The organism is Bacillus sp. LQ01 (assembly GCF_057624735.1).
Window position 1 is genome coordinate 118,378 of record NZ_JBYEZL010000004.1, and the last position, 18,335, is coordinate 136,712.

The window sequence follows — 18,335 nt, forward strand, 5'->3', positions numbered from 1 at the left end:
AAACTAAGATGGCTTTACAGGAAGCGTTACAACAATACAAAGGAACGGTTTTAATTGTCTCACATGAACCTTCTTTCTATGAATCGTAGATAACAAAATTATGAAATATAGAAGAATGGAATACTCAACAATATGAATAAAGAAAAGGCATTAGCTTTTATGAGCTAATGCCTTTTCTTTGTGATTAACATGATTTTCGAGAACTCTTACATGAGAATTGTATGAAGAAGCACTCTTATGGTGCGCTTATAAGCGTGCTTTTTCTTTTGTTATATTTATAATACGAAAGCCTTTCCCTAACAGGTGACTATCTTTCTTTATATATATAGATAGTTCAAAATGGAATAAAAATAATTCCTTTATGTAAAGGATAATATGGATATTATAGGAAGACAATAGAAATTAAAGGAAATTCATGTAAAATTCAAATGAACTTCATATAAACTTCATATTAGAAATTAAATATAATTATAATAGGTTATCGTGATATTTTTGATTTTTCATAAAATTAAAAGTTTGAATTTAGGAGGTATTGCTCAAACCTAAATTCAAACTTTATTGAAGTAATTAATGGATATTACGTCTAGTTTTCGCTAATGACGGCATTTAAAAGTTCGGCAGGATTACCTGTTCCTGCACCGCCAATTGTAATAGATCCACCAGGAGGAATTTCACCATTCCATCCTGCGTTCGTAATTACATAATGATTATTTGTTTTACTACTAATTTTAGAATCCCAAACTTGTGTTAAATTGCCGCTATAATCAAATTCTAATTTCCAATTTTTAATAGGAGTCGTTCCATTATTTTTGATTATAATCGAGAAGTTATAACCGCTGCCCCAATTCGAAGTGACTGAAAATGTAGCAGTACCATTTCCATCAGGAGGTGTCGTATTAGCTTCATCCGTTTTGACAGTAAGAGCGGTAGGTTGTGATTTATTTCCAGCAGCATCTTTGGCAATTACCGAAAATTTGTATTCCGTATTAGGTTTTAAGTTTTTAATTGTAATGCTATTTGTTGTTGTACTCCATTTCTCTTCTCCAGCAGTAATTTCATATTCCGTAACTCCTACGTTATCAGTAGATACAGTCCAGTTTAATTGAACTGAGTTTGAATTTTTATTCGTAACTACAATGTTTTTAACATTCGTTGGTGGCTCAGTATCTTTTTGACTAATAGGTCCACCAAGTAATTCTTTTACTAGCGTATCAAGTAATTTTGGACCACTGCAACTATATTTTGGACTTGTACGGCAATCTCCGCTTAGTTCCCAAAACATTGCTCCACTTAAACCTTTCGTCTTTATATAGTCTGTTTTGTATTTCATAGATTCATTGTCATCGTAGCTAATAAATGTGCCTGTAGTTGCATTATATAAGTAAGGTACTTTAGCTGTGTCATTCCAGTAGCGTACAAAACCATTTTTATTAACGTAATTGGCTGCTAAATCGCCGTAATCATACACACCTGTGTCACCGGTAGAGTAATCATCCCAAGTACCTTTAGAAGCAAGTTGCCCATCACTACCTGGTTTGCAAGGTTGATATTGTCCGTTATTTTCTTTGCCACAACTTTTCCAGCCACGTCCGTAAAAGGGTACGCCTAATACTAGTTTATCGACTGGAACACCTTCATTTGTATAAACATTTATAGCACCATCTACGTAAAAATTCGTATTTGCTGCTGGGTCATTTGGATCCTTATATAGAGCTGCATTATGATTAGAAGTAGCTTCCCATCCGCCGTGGAAATCATATGTCATAATATTAATCCAATCGAGTATTTGAGAAATTTTCTTTAGTTCTGTATGATCAGCGTAGCGTTGACTTGCACCTGAAGCGATTGTTAGTAAATATTGTTTGCCATCTTCAGCACCTGCTTTATTCAAAGCATTTCGGACGTCTTGAAGAAGGAGAGTGAAATTTTGTTTATCTTCAGGACGATAACTACCACCAGGAATCGTTTCAACGCCCGGATATTCCCAGTCTAAATCTACGCCATCAAACCCATATGCGCGAAGAAAAGCTACTGTAGATTCAGCAAATACTTTTCTTGTTTTTTCATCAGCGGCCATATCAGAAAAGCGGTTAGACCAAGTCCAGCCACCAACGGAAATAATTGTTTTTAAGTGAGGATATTTAGCTTTTAATCGTTTTAGTTCCCCGAAATTTCCGCAACGGGCATATTTATCGCAATCTTCCCAAGTTGTCCCTGAGCCAGGATACGATTTGGTAACATCAGCCCATGGTTCACCGAGTACAAGAGTACCATTAGGAACCTCTTTATTTTGCAATGGTACACCAGATTCTTTACAGTTCCACGTTTGTTTATTTGGATTATCAGGATGAGTAGAAGGGTTTCCATGTTTTCCATTCCAACAAATATCCGCGAAAGCATAGTTAAGGTGAGTAAGTTTTGATGCATCAATGTCAGCAACTTGATAATTACGTCCGTAAACGCCCCACGAAGGAAAGTACCCAACAATTTTTTGACTTTGCTTTGGTGAATCTGCTAATGCGAGATTTGGAGTAATAAAATTTGTGAGAAAAAGAGGTAAGAAAAGTAGTAGGGATAGTAATAGCAGTGTGAATTTTTGAGACCTCATAGCCATTTCTCCTTTCAAAATAAAAGATATATTTAAAGGCATACGCCAATAAATCAAAATGAATCTAGACGTGTGAAACGTCTAGATAAAATGATCAGACATCACGAAGTCTATACAAGGGAGCTGGGGGTGATTAAATCGTAACAAATGTAAGATTTAGTGTAAACGCTTTATTAAGTTAAAAAAGACTTTCTCAATACAAAAAGGCTTGAATACAAACTATATATGAAAACGAAAGATTGGTATGGGAGGAAAAAGCTTATTATAAATAAATTTGAGAAAAAATTGTATGGAGCCAATTATTAAAGACGTAGAAAGATAAGGAAATATCATGTAAAATAATAGTAAAAATATGTAAAGGAGGGAATGGTGTGGATGTGTTTTTGAACATTGCTGAAGAAAAAATTCGACAAGCAATACGGAATGGTGATCTTGATTATCTTCCGGGAAAAGGAAAACCACTACAATTAGAAGATCTTTCAATGGTACCTCCAGAACTTAGAATGAGTTATAAAATTTTAAAAAATGCGGGAATGATTCCACCAGAAATGGAACTACAAAAAGATATATTAAAAATAGAGGATCTAATTGCTTGCTGTTATGATGAAGAAGAGAGAAAGAGATTACGAGAAGAGTTAACAGCAAAAACGCTTCGTTTTCAGCAGGTAATGGAAAAGAGAAAGATTAAAGATAGTTCAGCTTTTCGTATGTATCAAGACAAAGTATTTCGTAAATTACGCTAAGAGGGATAAGATGACTACATTTAAAACGATAGAAGAATTAGCGACCTATATCGAAGAACAACAATTGGTACTTCTGTTTATTAAAACGGAAAATTGTGGTGTTTGTGATGTTATGCTAAGAAAAGTAAATTGCGTATTAGAGAATTATGATTACGTAGAGAAAATAGAGATATTACTACAAGACATGCAGGAGATTGCGGGGCGATATGGAGTATTTACAGGGCCAACAATTTTATTATTTCATAATGGAAAAGAAATTCTTCGTGAATCACGCTTCATTTCACTTGAAAATTTAGAGAGAACCATTCAATTATTCGAGGAATAAGGGAGGCTTTTAAATGGAATTTATTATTGTCATACTATTATTTGTTGTAGTTGGAACAATCGTAACAGCAGTTCGATCGAACAAAAAGAAGGTAAATCTTACAAAACAAAATAACATTCATAATTCATCTAACAGCTCATCACCATTATTTTTCTTTGCTGGATCTGATAATGATAGCTCGCATGATGGCGGCTCACATGATTGTGGAGGATCTTTTGGGGGAGATAGCGGAGGAAGCTGTGGTGGCGGTGGTGATTGATAAAAATGCGCCTTATATAGGCGTATTTCTTTTTAAACAAACGTTTGATTAGTCGGCTTACATATGCATAAACACAGTTAAACAAACGTTTGTTTAATATTTTTAACATACTAAGGGGAATGGAAATGAAAAGGGAACCGAAAGTGAAAAATAAGGGGAAAGTAGTGTTATTTTTATTAGCTGCAGGAGGCGTATTTCTTGTTAAATTAGCATTTAAATTTGGAACCATACATATGATTCGAACTTGGTTTGAAAGTACGTTTTCTTAAATAAGGAATATAGCCTCTTGCGATAGAGGTTTTTGATTTGTTATTATTAGACTGAACGGTCGGTTTAAAGAGGTGTGAATATGAGAAGAAGCGCAGAAGAGATAAAGAAAGAAATTGCATATAAAGCAGAAAGTCTATTTTCACAGAAGGGCTACGCAGCTACATCTATGGAAGAGATTTGTGAAATTACAGAGCGAAGTAAAGGAAGTATTTATTATCACTTTAAAAGTAAAGAAGAATTATTTTTATTTGTAGTGAAACAGCATACGTATGATTGGATTGAAAAATGGAATGAAAAAGAGAAGTTGTATAGCACTAGTACTGAAAAACTATATGGTCTCGCGGAATATCATGTAGAGGACATACAGCAACCAATTTCAAATGCAATAGAGGAATTCTCTATGAGCCAAGTTGTAAGTAAAGAGATTCTGGATGAACTGTTAGCTTTAACTAGAGAATCATATGTTATGTTTGAGAAATTAATTGAAGTAGGTATACAGTCTGGAGAGTTCCGTGAAGATAATACTCGTGATCTTATGTATATTGTAAACGGATTATTATCAGGACTTGGAGTGCTTTACTACGAATTAGATTATAAAGAGCTGAAACGTATTTATAAAAAGGCAATAGATGTATTGTTAAAAGGAATGGCAGCTGAATAATAGGTCAGTTGCTTTTCTTACAAAATAAATTAGACCGAACGGTCGGTTTATGAAAGGGGAATGAAAATGAACGCTTTATTTAAAAACCGAGCATTTATGCTCGTTATGGCGTCTGATATTTTACAACAATTTGCAATTTGGATCAGAAATATGGCTCTTTTGTATTTTATAATGGAGCGAACGAATAATGATCCAGTTTCTGTTTCGTTGTTATCAGTTATGGAATATGCACCTATTTTTATTTTCTCGTTTATCGGTGGTGCGCTAGCTGATCGCTGGAATCCGAAAAGAACAATGGTCGCTGGAGATGTATTAAGTGTACTGTCTATTATAGGAATTGTCTTGTTGTTAAAGCTGGATTATTGGCAGGCTATATTTTTTGCAACACTCATTTCCGCGATTGTAGGTCAGTTTTCTCAGCCCTCATCTTCGCGTATATTTAAGCGCTATGTAAAAGAAGGAGAGGTAGCAAATGCGATTGCATTTAACCAAACATTACAGTCATTATTTCTGATTTTTGGACCAGTGGTGGGATCGCTTGTGTATACACAACTTGGTTTATTTACATCACTATATAGCTTAATCATTTTATTTTTGTTATCTGCTATCGCCCTTTCATTCTTACCAAAATGGGTTGAAAAAGAGCAGGTGGCGAGAGACTCATTAAAAAATGATATAAAAGAAGGTTGGAAGTATGTTCTTCATACGAAAAATTTACGTATGATTACGATCACTTTTACAATTATGGGTTTAGCTGTTGGATTAACGAATCCATTAGAAGTATTCCTTGTAATTGAACGTTTAGGTATGGAAAAAGAAGCTGTTCAATATTTAGCGGCAGCTGACGGAATAGGTATGTTACTCGGTGGTATTGTTGCTGCAGTTTTCGCTTCAAAAGTGAATCCGAAAAAGATGTTTGTATTCGGTATGGGTATATTAGCCCTTTCATTTTTAGTAGAAGGGCTATCTACATCATTTTGGATTACTAGTTTCATGAGATTTGGAACAGGTATTTGTTTAGCTTGTGTTAATATTGTTGTCGGTACGCTTATGATTCAACTTGTACCAGAAAATATGGTTGGAAGAGTAAATGGAACGATTTTACCACTGTTTATGGGGGCAATGCTAATTGGAACTTCATTAGCTGGAGGATTAAAGGAACTAACTTCACTAGTTACTGTGTTTTGTATAGCGATGGCACTTATTTTATTAGCGATAGGGCCAGTTGTACGTATGCAAATAAAGAAAGAAGATATCGCTAACAAAGAGGCACTAACAAATTCATTAGCTTCAAAATAACTATTGTAAGGGAGCAATATTGCTCCTTTTTTCTTTGAGGAACTTTTGACAACTATATGAGCCAATTATATACTGATGTTGTAAAAACGATTTTACAGGTTAGGAGCAATGGTGTGAAAAATCAAATCTATGAATTACGCACTGAAAATAATATTTCACAAGGCGCATTAGCTGATAAATGTAAGGTTTCTAGACAAACGATAAATGCAATTGAGAATAATAAATATGATCCAAGCTTAGCGTTAGCGTTCCGTTTAGCTGAAGTATTAGGAACAACTGTTGATAAATTATTTTTGTACAAGCAGTAGAGTCGTTCATTATAAGGCGCACCTTTAAAAATAAAAAAGATCCTCTTCTTATGAGAAGAGGATCTTTTCTTATAGCGTTTTAGTCTTTGGACTAGGTGGTGTAACGGATGTATTATTTTCTGGAACTCTAGTTAGTAAGAATCCTCCGATAATAAATAGAACAATAATACTAAGAACACCAGCGTTTGTTTTTCCTGTTAATTGCGTTGTAACACCGACTAATACCGGACCTATAATTGCGGCAAACTTCCCAAATATATTATAAAATCCGAAGAATTCATTAGCAGATTCTTTTGGTACTAGTTTTGCAAAGTATGAACGACTTAGTGCTTGAATACCACCTTGAGATGTAGCAACTAACATTGCTAAAATCCAAAAATCAAGTGTCGTTTTTAAAAAATAAGCATATGTGCAAATAATGATATAAATAATGATACCGACATATAGCATTTTTTTGCCAGTAAATGTTTCAGATAATTTTCCGTATAGTAAAGCAAATGGACAAGCGACAATTTGTGTTACAAATAATATGATTAATAGATTCGTTGCACTAATACCGAGATCGGTTCCGTAAGCGGTAGACATAGTAATAATTGTATCGACTCCGTCAATATAGAAAAAGTAAGCGATTAGAAACATAAATACAGTTTTATATTCTTTAATATTTTTAAAAGTATCAGCAAGACGTTTGAAGCTCATTCTAATAGGTCTTGGATGACGCTCAATATAGTGTGTTTGCTCTACGTTTTTTAGCATTGGAATTGTAAATAACCCCCACCAAAGAGCTGTTATTGCAAAGGAAATTTGACTAGCAATGCCGACCGATAAGGGAATAGTTCCTTTTTGAGAAAGAATAATAAGAGCGATACAACCGATAAAAGGAATTGTACTCCCGATATAACCTAATGCAAATCCTCTTGTAGAAATTCGGTCCATTCTATCTTCAGAAGTGACGTCTACTAAAAATGCATCATAGAAAATGTTTGCTCCAGCAAAGCCGATTAAGGCGAGCATATAGCACCCTAGCAATAAGTACCACTGAGAGGTTGGAACGACTGCTAACATACTTGTAAATACGATACCGAGTCCAAAGAAGAATGTGAAAAAACGTTTTTTAAATCCTTTATAATCAGCAACTGTGCCAAGAATAGGAGCAAGTATAGAAATTAAAAGTGTTGCGAATGAGTTTGCATATCCCCAATATGCTGTTGAAGTTGCCCCAGATAGTCCAGCTTCTTTTGCAGCTGCTTTAAAGTAAATTGGAAATAATGCAGTTGTAATGACGAGCGAGTATACAGAGTTCGCCCAATCGTATAATATCCAGCTTTTTTCTTGTCTGGACATTTTTTTCATATAATGTTCCCCCTTAAATTTGTTTTACTAACAGTGTACAAAAATAAAAATTATAAAAAGAGAAACAGTGATTAATTTTACATAACTTTTACATATATACACAGTTCTTTACAATTGGAGTAAATCCTCTACAATTGCTCCGTCTGTTTCACCTAAGTGTAAACCGAGTAGTCTAGCGATAGTTGGACCTTCATCAATAAGTCTCATATACGGGACGGTAAAGCCACTTTTTATTCCTTTCCCAGCAGCGATAAAAATTGTTTCATAGTTAGGTTTTGTTGGAGAGTATCCATGCGTACCAAATGTATATTTTTTACTAGGCGTAACATCTTTTTCAGTAATTTCTTTTATAAAATCTCCTGTATAGTTTTCAGTGAAATAATACCCTTCTCGTGCTTCTAACATGAATAAACAATTACCGTCTGCACCGCAGTCTTTGGCAGCTTCATCATGAAGTATAAATTCAATTCCGTTTTGTTTATTTTGAAGTAGTTCTTCAAGGAGTAGTTGTACCTCCCGGATTGTATCCATATCATTTTTGTCCTTTACATATACATAGGCAGAGCCGTCGCAACTTTGGCAATAGGCTTTCCAGTCTACTAATTTTCCTTTTTTATTAAGAGATATAAGTCCTCTTTGATGGAATAGCACATTTAATTGGATGGATTTGTTTTCACTTAAAGCGCTATGATCACCAAGGGCAATAATTGTACTTTCTTCGTATAGGTTACTTTCTTTTAGTGCTTGAATAATTTTCCCTAGACGTTTGTCGTGTCTCTGGATAGCAGCTGTTGTTTCGTTAGATTCAAAGCCGTGATAGTGTCTTTGTGTGTCTAGATCGGTGAAATGTACGAACATGACATTAGGCTTTTTCGTCTGGATTGTATGCACAGCAGAGGCGAGGACGAAATCATCCAGCTCTGGTTGTGATAAACCATTTCTTATATGGCCGAAACGACGATTTAAATCTAATTGGTATAGTGGGCTACCGCTAAATAAGGAAACTAACACTTGATTTTGCCAAGGTCTATTGGGGAAAATTTCTGGTAAATTGTAATCGATGTTCGCTCTTCCAGTAACAGGCCATAGAAGGGCAGCTGTCGTTAAATTTGCTTTGCGCGCTTCATCATACAATGTTGTTCCTTTTATTGATTTTCGGTACCAATGCCAATCAGGTGATTCACGCCCTGGTTGAAGTAACGTATTGCTAACAACACCGTGCTTGTTAGGGTAATTACCAGTTACGATTGTTGAGTGGCTTGGATATGTTACAGAAGGATAAATTGGTTCTACTTTTTCGACAACCGTGCCCTTTTTTATTAGAGATTGGAAATGAGGTAGTTTTTGTAGTATAGGAAAATCTAAAGCTGATAAACAGTCGAATGATAAAATGATGACGTGGTTTGTTAATGCTTTATCCATAAAGTTCCCTCCTGATTATATAAAACCTATTATTATATATTACTATTAACACCTAGTAATAAATATATATTTTTAGGTGAAAGTTTATTATTTATTTTCAGAAAAATTAAACATATAATTAAGTATAAGGGAATCTATGGAGGGAGGGAACACTATGGATTGGTTAGATGGATTTGGTATTTTTTACATCATTGGCGGAATCACGATTATCCTTGTATTTGCTATTTCATATTTACTAAAGAAACGGTTTCCAGACAAACAGTTTGATATTATATTTGCACTTAGTTTAATACTTCTTTGCTTAGCGTCCTTTCCCGTTACAATGATGGTTATTGGTGGGTGGGAAGGAATGGGATATGGATTTATTGGTTTCTTTGTCCTACTTGGTACACTTATCGGTATGATTGCACATCAACTTGTGAAAATTACGCGGAAAAGCTACGTATAAAACTGCAAAAAATGAAAAGGATATATAAAAATAAGAAAATTAGCTATTGTTTTAAAAAAGAATTTGTATTATGATAATCAACAAATTTATTTCGTTATAACGATGAAAAAGGACTAGTACATGTTCAACCTTTTTAGCAGAGAGAGAATCCGTCAGGCTGAAAGATTCTTAAAAAGGCAATATGGAACCTGCCTTTGAGTTCTGCATATGCAGCGGGAATTTCCCGTTATCAAAAAGAGAGCATGCGCAATTTTTGTGCATGAATCAGGGTGGTAACGCCGGCAAAGCTCGGTCCCTATTTAGGGACGCGGGCTTTTTTGTATTTTCTAGAAGGAGGAAGACTGACTATGGCAAAAGAACAAGTGCAAGCCATTACGAAGATGGAAGAGGACTTTGCGCAGTGGTATACCGATATTGTAAAAAAAGCCGAACTTGTTGATTATTCAAGTGTAAAAGGGTGCATGATTTTACGTCCGTATGGTTATGCCTTATGGGAGAATATGCAGAAGGTGATGGATGAGAAGTTAAAAGGAACTGGCCATGAAAATGTATATATGCCAATGTTTATCCCAGAGAGTTTATTGCAAAAAGAGAAGGATCATGTTGAAGGATTTGCTCCTGAAGTAGCATGGGTTACGCATGGTGGAGATGAAAAGTTAGCGGAAAGACTTTGTGTACGTCCTACATCTGAAACTTTGTTCTGTGAGCACTTTTCAAAAATTGTGCAATCCTATAATGATTTGCCAAAGTTATATAATCAGTGGTGTTCAGTAGTTCGTTGGGAGAAGACAACTAGGCCATTCCTTCGTACGACTGAATTTTTATGGCAAGAGGGTCATACAATCCATGAAACGGCAGAAGAATCGCAGACTGAAACATTAAATATTTTAAACTTATATGCTTCTTTTTGTGAGGATTATTTAGCGATACCAGTTATTAAAGGGCAAAAAACAGAAAAGGAGAAGTTTGCTGGAGCAAAGGCAACTTATACAATTGAAAGTTTAATGCATGATGGAAAAGCGCTTCAAACAGGAACCTCTCATAACTTTGGAACGAATTTCTCTGAAGCATTTGATATTAAGTTTTTAGATCGTAACGGTAAGTGGCAATATGTGCACCAAACATCTTGGGGTGTATCAACAAGAATGATAGGCGGGCTAATAATGGTTCATAGTGATAATAATGGACTTGTAATGCCACCAAAAGTCGCTCCAGTGCAAGTTGTTATTGTACCGATTGCTCAGCATAAAGAAGGAGTTTTAGCAAAAGCAACAGAGTTACAAGGACATATTCAAAAGGTTGCACGAGTAAAAATAGATGCTAGTAATAAAACACCAGGCTGGAAATTTAATGAGTATGAAATGAAGGGGATTCCAATTCGATTAGAAGTTGGCCCTAAAGATATTGAAAAGAATCAAGTTGTACTTGTAAGAAGAGACACGAAGGAAAAAGAGTTTGTACCAATGGATCAATTAGAAGAACGTATTCCAGCATTACTTGAAGAAATTCATATTGCTTTATTTGATAAAGCAAAAGCATTTCGCGATGAGAATATGTATGTTGCGACAAATTTCGAAGAGATGAAAAAAATAGCTGACGAAAAGCAAGGCTTTATTAAGGCAATGTGGTGCGGGGAATTAGCTTGTGAAGAAAAACTAAAAGAAGAAGTTGGAGTATCTTCACGTTGTATGCCTTTTGAGCAAGAGCATTTAGCTGAAGAATGCATTTGTTGTGGTAAAGAAGCTAAACAAATGGTGTATTGGGGAAAAGCGTATTAATACTTTTTCTGATAGGTGATAAAAAGGACTTTGGGCTGCATAATAAAATGCAATCCAAAGTCCTTTTTAGTTTTATAAAGTATTTCATGTATTCTTTAGATGGAAGTATGTTGCTCTTATTTTACGTTTTTACGACGAATAAACAGTAACATACCAATTAGGAATGTTGAAAGACCCATTAAAATAGATATAGGGTAATGCGTTGCGGTATTCGGTAATTTATCACCTTGTTTTTTCGTATTATCTTTTACATTACCCCCTTGAGAACCGTTGCCCTCCTGAGAATTGCTATCGCCTTTAACACGATTGCCACCTTGAGAGCCATTACCGCCGTGTGAGCCACTGCCACCAGAACCATCGCCACCAGAACGGTTACCACCAGAACCGTTACCGCCAGAACCGCTGCCACCAGAGCCGTTGCTACCAGAACGGTTACCACCAGAACCGTTACCGCCAGAACCGCTGCCACCAGAGCCGTTGCTACCAGAGCCAGAGCCACCAGAGCCGTTGCTACCAGAGCCAGAGCCACCAGAACCGTTATCGCCGGAACCACTGCCACCAGAGTCATTGCCACCAGAACCACTGCCACCGGAACCATTACCGCCGGAACCGTTGCCGCCAGAGCCGCCAGAACCACTGCCGCTAGAACCGTTGCCACCAGAACCGTTGCCACCAGAACCGTTACCGCCAGAACCACTGCCACCAGAGTCATTGCCACCAGAACCGTTACCGCCAGAACCACTGCCACCGGAACCATTACCGCCGGAACCGTTGCCGCCAGAGCCGCCAGAGCCGCCAGAGCCGCCAGAACCACTGCCGCTAGAACCGTTGCCACCAGAACCGTTATCGCCGGAACCATTGCCGCCAGAGCCACTGCCATCAGAACCGTTACCGCCGGAACCATTGCCGCCAGAGCCATCGCCACCAGAACCGTTTTCACCAGAACCGTTTTCACCAGAGCCGCTGCCACCGGAACCACTATCGTCCTGAGAACCGTTATTTCCTGGAGGTTTATTATTATCCTTTGAGTTTCCTTCTGCAAAATGATCGCTATTTTGTACAATAGCGTTTGTTAATGGTTGGAAGTTTTCAGTTGCAGCATTACCGATATTTAAACCGCTAAAAAAAGATAGAGAGAGTGTTGATGCTAAAATGAAGATTTTCGTCATGGTTTTCCTCCTAAGAAATGAATGTTCCATCTAAAATACATCCCTTTGTAATATTTCTTAGGAAAAAGAGTTTTATGCAAAAAAAACTATATATAGAAAAAGGTGGTATATTTGTCAAAGCAGAAAAGAGTTAATGTAGATTTCCTACAAATAATAGAGGTGGAGAATTTACATTCATAACGGTAGAGGAAGTGGCAGTAGATGAAAGAGTATATAGCGTTTGATATTGGCGGTACGCAAATTAAGTATGGCATTATTTCAGAAGCAGGGAGAGTATTAAAGCGTAAAACAGTTGCAACAGAAATTCACTTAGGCGGAGAACAAATTATTCAAAAACTCATTCTTTTATCAAAAAAATTAATGAATGAACATACTATTGCCGGAATTGGTATTAGCACTGCGGGAATTGTTGATATTAATAAGGGAATTGTGACGGGAGGCGCGGATCATATTCCAGGATATAGTACTATTCCTATTATTGATAGATTGCAAGAGATATTAAAAGTTCCAGTATCGATTGACAATGATGTGAATTGTGCAGCGTTTGGAGAAAAGTGGAATGGTAGTGTAAGAGAGAAAGAGAACTTTATTATGCTCACCATTGGAACAGGAGTTGGGGGAGCAATTTTTATAGATGGAGAATTGTACCGAGGACATTCATTTAGTGCTGGTGAATGGGGGAATATGCTAATAGAAGGAAAAACATTTGAAGAGGTTGCTTCGATTTCAGGATTAATTCGGCTTGTAAGAAAATATAAAGGCAAAGGCGAGTGGAATGGGAGAACAATTTTTGAGTTGTATGATAAAGGAGATAGAGAAGTTGCTCAAGCAGTTGGGATTTTCTTTAAACATTTGGCAATCGGAATTAGTAATCTTGCTTATATTTTTAATCCAGAAACAATTATTATTGGGGGAGGAATTACCGATAGAGGAAATGAGTTTTTAAAAGAAGTAAAAGAAGAGGTCAGTAAATACTTAAATCAAGAGATTTATAATAATTGTGAGATTGAACTTGCACAAAACGGTAATTGTGCAGGAATGATTGGTGCTATTTACCACTTATTACATCATCATAAGTAAATTATATGAATGTTTTCATATAACTGAGAATTTATCCTTTTTATCAATAGGTAAATAATGCTACAATATAAGAGAAGAATACAATATTTTCCGATATGGAAAATGCTTTGTAGAAAGGGAGAAACTTCATGCCTATTATTTTAGAAAAAGGTCAAAAGATCGATTTAACGAAAGGACAACCAAAAGTAGCAAAACTACAGGTTGGCTTAGGCTGGGATCCAATTGGGCAATCAGGTGGATTTCTGTCTTCATTATTTGGAAGTAAACCAAATATAGATTGTGATGCATCTGTTGTTATGTTAGAAGGAGATCGTTTTTTAAACAAAAATGATTTAGTTTACTTCGGAAACAAACTTTCTACTTGTGGTAGTATTATTCATTCAGGAGATAATTTAACAGGTGAAGGCGAAGGTGACGATGAAACAATCTTTGTAGAATTACATAAAGTCCCAAGTCGTATTAACCGTTTAGTATTCGTTGTAAATATTTATGACTGTGTAAACAGACGTCAAGACTTTGGTATGATTCGTAACGCTTATATTCGTATTCAAAATCCTCATACAGGTGAGGAATTAGCACGTTATAATTTATCAGAAAACTATGCTAGTAAAACAACTTTAATTGCAGGAGAAATGTATCGCTACGAAAATGAGTGGAAGTTTTCAGCAGTTGGAGAAGGCACGCAAGATAAAAACTTAAGTGAGATTGTATCACGTTATCAATAGGATAAACTAAGGAGGAATTTTTAAATGGCATCTATTTCTTTAAAAAAGGGACAAAAGGTAGATTTAACAAAAACAAATCCAGGTTTATCAAAGGTACTTGTAGGGCTTGGCTGGGATACAAATCGTTATGATGGACAAGCTGATTTCGATTTAGATGTTAGTATCTTTTTAGTAGGTGCGAACGGTAAAGTTTCAGGAGCAGAAGATTTCGTTTTCTATAATAATCCCAAAGGTGCGAATGGTGCTGTAGAGCATTTAGGAGATAACCGAACTGGTGAAGGCGAAGGCGATGATGAAGCGATTAAAATCGATTTAAAAAATGTTCCTGCTCACATCGAACGTATTTGTTTCACAATTACAATTTATGATGGAGAAGGCCGCAGCCAAAACTTTGGTCAAGTTTCTAACTCATTCGTACGTATTCTCGATGAAGAAAAGAATGCAGAGTTAATTCGTTACGATTTAGGAGAAGATTTCTCTATTGAAACAGCGGTAGTAGTAGGTGAATTATACCGCCATGCAGGTGATTGGAAGTTCAATGCAATCGGAAGTGGATTCCAAGGTGGGTTAGCGTCTCTATGCAATAACTTTGGTTTAGATGTAGAGTAATAGATTCAATTTATATATCCATTGGTGAAATGCATGTTTACTGATGGGTATATTTTTAAAGATAAAAATATAGAGGTGAATATAAATGGCTATTCAGTTACAAAAAGGACAGAAGATTGATTTAGGTAAGACGAGTCCTGGTTTAACAAAAGCAGTAATTGGTCTTGGATGGGATATTAAATCTTATGATGGCGGAGACGATTTCGATTTAGATGCATCTGCTTTTTTATTAGATGCGAACGGGAAATGTACGAAGGAAACTGATTTTATCTTCTATAATAATTTAAAGTCTCCTTGTGGATCAGTTTTACATACTGGCGATAACAGAACAGGTGAAGGCGAAGGCGACGATGAGCAACTTGTTGTAGATTTGAAAAAGGTTCCAGCAGACGTTCATAAAATTGCTATTACAGTTACAATTTATGATGCGGAAGGCCGTAATCAAAACTTTGGACAAGTAGGAAACGCATTCGTTCGTTTAGCGAATGAAGAGACGAACGAAGAAGTTCTTCGTTTTGATTTAGGGGAAGACTTCTCTATCGAAACAGCAGTTGTCTTTTGTGAATTATACCGTCATAATGGACAGTGGAAGTTTAATGCAGTAGGAAGTGGATTCCAAGGTGGTTTAGGTGCGCTTGTAAGAGCGTATGGCTTGGATGCATAGAAAGGAAACGATATTCGTTTCCTTTTTTTGACCTTTCTATAAATCTAGCAAAGAATAGGGGATAAAGGTAAGATGAGTATTTTGCAAGGAATCCTTGATACGTATGCTCAGTTTTTCGACTTGGACATGTGGATTAAAGTGTTGCAAGATCCAGTATCTTGGGGATTAATTGGTACACTTGTTGTACTTGAAGGGTTGTTATCTGCTGATAACGCACTTGTGTTAGCGGTAATGGTAAAACACCTTCCTGAAGAGAAACGTAAAAAAGCATTATTCTATGGACTTATTGGAGCTTATATATTCCGCTTTATTGCAATTGGAATCGGAATGTTCTTGATTAAATTATGGTGGGTAAAACTTCTTGGTGCACTTTACCTTGCTTGGTTATCAGTAAAATACTTTATTGATAAGCGTAAAGGTGCAGGTGAAGAAGAGGAAGCTCATGGTATGAACCAAAACAGTATTTTCTTCAGAATGTTCGGTGTCTTCTGGGGAACAGTTGCCATGGTCGAATTAATGGATATCGCATTCTCTGTAGATAGTGTACTTGCTGCATTTGGTGTATCTAATGAAGTTTGGATTTTATTATTAGGCGGAATGCTAGGTATTTTAATGATGCGTGGTATTGCCGGTGTATTCTTGAAATTATTAGAGCGTATTCCAGAGCTTGAAACGACAGCATACATTTTAATCTTAATTATTGCATCGAAAATGTTACTGTCTTTAATCGAGATTGAGATTAGTCATACACTATTCTTTATTATTTTAGTTGTAGCATTTGGAGCAACATTTATAATTCACTACATGAAGAATTCTGGACAAGCTAAAGAAGAAGTTGCAGCTACTAAAGAAGATAATAAATAATTGAAATGGGTTTGCTCGTTTTGCGAGCGCCCATTTTTTATAACAAAAAATAGTTTATAATAGAAGAAGGACTTAGAAAAAACGTAACTGTTTTTGGAGGTGAACTGTTGTGTTTTCACGTTTTACACTTCAACCATATGCATTAAAAGATGAATCAGATTTAAAGCAATTTGAAACGCTTTTAGAAAAACGTCCACAATATGAACTGACAGAGAATGAGATGAAATTTAGTTATATAGCATGTCGAATCCTTGGCGTTCCTAATGATGTAGATGAATATTTTAATGAACTGTTTGATTATAGTGAAGCGAAAGGAATCGAAGTTTTACACGAACAAAATTTAAACAAAGTGATTGATTCGGAAAAGCTTCGTCATATTCAAGAAGTGTTCGGATTACATCAAGAAGCACCAAATGGTCTGACAGTAAATAGGTTAGTTGCACACTTATCTGGGAAACAACTTTTACCGAAAGTAGACAATCCTGATTTACAGCATTACATACATACGACGTTTATTTCACTATTGAAATTATATGAGAAACAACATAATCAGTCGTTAAAGACAGAAGGCTTCCGTCGTTTCTTAATCGACATAATTAAACTAAGCGAAAATTATGTAGCGAAGTGGTTTTCTACGATTAATTATAAGAAACAGATGCCGCGTATCGTTTGGTATGGTGATGCACAGGAAAGCCGTATATATTTCTTATACTTTCTTATTATGCTCGGTTGTGATGTGCTTTATTATCACCCAGAAGGAAAAGATGGATTTGAGAATGTTGATGAAGAGGGAAGGACCTTTATTGTGTCTCATCCAGGCCGTATTTCTCTTGAACCATTTCCAAATCGCCGCCGCGAGCGTGTGGCAACAGTAGCGTATCAAGCTTCAAAAGAAATTGAGCAAGTACTTCACCACGATAATTCACTGCTGTACAAGCCGTGGCAATTCCGTTCCTATACGCCTGTAGCTCGTACACTAAAAACAACATATGATGAGCTCTTTTTAATTACGAAAGAAAAGGCGTTTGTACGCCCGACATTCTTTGTTGAAAATAAACATATTTATATCCCTTCTTTATTTGCGAAAATATCAGGCGTTTCAAAGAATGATAAAGAGTATTTTCAACGATTAAAGGCTGTTACATCATTTGATAACAGTATACTAGTTAATACATTCCCATTTACGAAAGAGCAAAAAGCAAACTTCCAATATCATTATCGAGATGCATTAGACCGAGCTGGGAAATTACATCCGGATCTAATTATGAATAGCCATTGGTGGCCGCATAAGCGTTTACCGGAAGGTTTACAACATGGGATTGCAGAAGCGATTATCCATACGTGTGAAAGTGAAATGTGCAAACCAATTGCGAAAGAGACAAAACAAGATGTAGCGCTATATGTTTTCGCGCAACTTTCTCAAATACCACCGAATATTTTAGAACAGCTTGAGAAATTTGATTATTCACAAGATGTGCCGAAAATTGTTATATTTAATAATGAGAAGAGTGGAGAGTTAACTCGTTCTGATGCTGTTTTATTACTATTTTTAAATCAAATTGGAGTAGATGTATTCCATTTCAATCCAACGGGAAGAAACGATATTGAACCGTATATTGAAGCGGGGGCATTTGATTCCCATTGGCTTGAAGAGGTTAATTTCGATCTTGAGTTTCATGGTTCATCAGCCTATAAAAATTTATCACAAACAATAAAAGGACTATTTCGTCCATTTTTATAAGGAAAGGGA

General features: G+C 36.0%; 19 protein-coding genes and 1 other annotated feature. Of the genes, 15 read left to right on the forward strand and 4 right to left on the reverse strand.

What is annotated here, in order from left to right; genetic code table 11:
• Positions 1-583 precede the first annotated feature (583 nt).
• Positions 584-2,608, reverse strand: coding sequence for a glycosyl hydrolase family 18 protein (locus tag AC22L0_RS24040; protein ID WP_087966470.1), 2,025 nt, complete (start codon positions 2,606-2,608; stop codon positions 584-586).
• 371 nt (positions 2,609-2,979) lie between these two features.
• Between AC22L0_RS24040 and AC22L0_RS24045 the strand changes: the two genes are divergently transcribed.
• The 7 genes from AC22L0_RS24045 (at position 2,980) to AC22L0_RS24075 (ending at position 6,473) form a co-directional block, all read left to right on the forward strand.
• A complete protein-coding gene (locus tag AC22L0_RS24045; RefSeq protein WP_000382380.1) occupies positions 2,980-3,351 on the forward strand; it encodes a DnaJ family domain-containing protein in 372 nt (123 codons plus the stop codon).
• A 10-nt stretch (positions 3,352-3,361) separates the two neighbouring features.
• Positions 3,362-3,676 (forward strand): thioredoxin family protein, encoded by a 315-nt coding sequence (locus AC22L0_RS24050; protein ID WP_000206517.1) that lies wholly within the window; start codon positions 3,362-3,364, stop codon positions 3,674-3,676.
• Positions 3,677-3,689: 13 nt separating this feature from the next.
• Complete coding sequence (locus AC22L0_RS24055; RefSeq protein WP_000394369.1) at positions 3,690-3,935, forward strand: hypothetical protein; 246 nt, start codon at positions 3,690-3,692, stop codon at positions 3,933-3,935.
• Between the two features lie 125 nt (positions 3,936-4,060).
• Positions 4,061-4,204: a hypothetical protein gene (locus tag AC22L0_RS24060; protein ID WP_000817981.1), complete on the forward strand. Its 144-nt coding sequence runs from the start codon at positions 4,061-4,063 to the stop codon at positions 4,202-4,204.
• Between the two features lie 80 nt (positions 4,205-4,284).
• Positions 4,285-4,866: a TetR/AcrR family transcriptional regulator gene (locus AC22L0_RS24065; RefSeq protein WP_001254434.1), complete on the forward strand. Its 582-nt coding sequence runs from the start codon at positions 4,285-4,287 to the stop codon at positions 4,864-4,866.
• A gap of 66 nt (positions 4,867-4,932) precedes the next feature.
• Complete coding sequence (locus tag AC22L0_RS24070; protein ID WP_000992568.1) at positions 4,933-6,165, forward strand: MFS transporter; 1,233 nt, start codon at positions 4,933-4,935, stop codon at positions 6,163-6,165.
• 56 nt (positions 6,166-6,221) lie between these two features.
• Entirely contained in the window at positions 6,222-6,473 is a 252-nt protein-coding gene (locus AC22L0_RS24075) for a helix-turn-helix transcriptional regulator (RefSeq protein ID WP_002023181.1), read from the forward strand.
• Between the two features lie 69 nt (positions 6,474-6,542).
• Here the strand turns inward: AC22L0_RS24075 and AC22L0_RS24080 are convergent, their stop codons facing one another.
• Together AC22L0_RS24080 and AC22L0_RS24085 are read right to left on the reverse strand one after the other, a co-directional pair.
• Positions 6,543-7,826: an MFS transporter gene (locus tag AC22L0_RS24080; protein WP_087966468.1), complete on the reverse strand. Its 1,284-nt coding sequence runs from the start codon at positions 7,824-7,826 to the stop codon at positions 6,543-6,545.
• Between the two features lie 108 nt (positions 7,827-7,934).
• Positions 7,935-9,248 (reverse strand): alkaline phosphatase family protein, encoded by a 1,314-nt coding sequence (locus tag AC22L0_RS24085; RefSeq protein ID WP_000356419.1) that lies wholly within the window; start codon positions 9,246-9,248, stop codon positions 7,935-7,937.
• A gap of 154 nt (positions 9,249-9,402) precedes the next feature.
• On the opposite strand from AC22L0_RS24085, the gene AC22L0_RS24090 reads away from it, so the two are divergent.
• Both AC22L0_RS24090 and proS read left to right on the forward strand, forming a co-directional pair.
• Positions 9,403-9,696 (forward strand): YesK-like family protein, encoded by a 294-nt coding sequence (locus AC22L0_RS24090; protein ID WP_000383853.1) that lies wholly within the window; start codon positions 9,403-9,405, stop codon positions 9,694-9,696.
• Positions 9,697-9,789: 93 nt separating this feature from the next.
• Positions 9,790-9,996, forward strand: a binding site (T-box leader).
• A gap of 47 nt (positions 9,997-10,043) precedes the next feature.
• Positions 10,044-11,474, forward strand: a complete 1,431-nt coding sequence (proS, locus tag AC22L0_RS24095; protein WP_087966466.1) for a proline--tRNA ligase — start codon at positions 10,044-10,046, stop codon at positions 11,472-11,474.
• 116 nt (positions 11,475-11,590) lie between these two features.
• Here proS and AC22L0_RS24100 read toward each other — a convergent pair whose 3' ends face one another.
• Complete coding sequence (locus tag AC22L0_RS24100; RefSeq protein ID WP_487272455.1) at positions 11,591-12,643, reverse strand: LPXTG cell wall anchor domain-containing protein; 1,053 nt, start codon at positions 12,641-12,643, stop codon at positions 11,591-11,593.
• A gap of 201 nt (positions 12,644-12,844) precedes the next feature.
• Between AC22L0_RS24100 and AC22L0_RS24105 the strand changes: the two genes are divergently transcribed.
• The 6 genes from AC22L0_RS24105 (at position 12,845) to AC22L0_RS24130 (ending at position 18,326) form a co-directional block, all read left to right on the forward strand.
• Positions 12,845-13,723 carry an ROK family protein gene (locus tag AC22L0_RS24105; protein ID WP_000666107.1) on the forward strand — a complete coding sequence of 293 codons (879 nt, stop codon included), beginning with the start codon at positions 12,845-12,847 and terminating at the stop codon, positions 13,721-13,723.
• A gap of 128 nt (positions 13,724-13,851) precedes the next feature.
• Complete coding sequence (locus AC22L0_RS24110) at positions 13,852-14,448, forward strand: TerD family protein (RefSeq protein WP_001121578.1); 597 nt, start codon at positions 13,852-13,854, stop codon at positions 14,446-14,448.
• Between the two features lie 24 nt (positions 14,449-14,472).
• Positions 14,473-15,057, forward strand: coding sequence for a TerD family protein (locus AC22L0_RS24115; protein WP_000146720.1), 585 nt, complete (start codon positions 14,473-14,475; stop codon positions 15,055-15,057).
• An 85-nt stretch (positions 15,058-15,142) separates the two neighbouring features.
• The gene (locus AC22L0_RS24120) at positions 15,143-15,721 is read left to right on the forward strand and encodes a TerD family protein (RefSeq protein ID WP_001007532.1); all 579 of its coding nucleotides are present in this window, start codon (positions 15,143-15,145) and stop codon (positions 15,719-15,721) included.
• 72 nt (positions 15,722-15,793) lie between these two features.
• Complete coding sequence (locus AC22L0_RS24125; RefSeq protein WP_000025688.1) at positions 15,794-16,585, forward strand: TerC family protein; 792 nt, start codon at positions 15,794-15,796, stop codon at positions 16,583-16,585.
• Between the two features lie 109 nt (positions 16,586-16,694).
• Entirely contained in the window at positions 16,695-18,326 is a 1,632-nt protein-coding gene (locus AC22L0_RS24130) for a YceG family protein (RefSeq protein ID WP_487272456.1), read from the forward strand.
• The last annotated feature ends 9 nt before the right edge of the window (positions 18,327-18,335 follow it).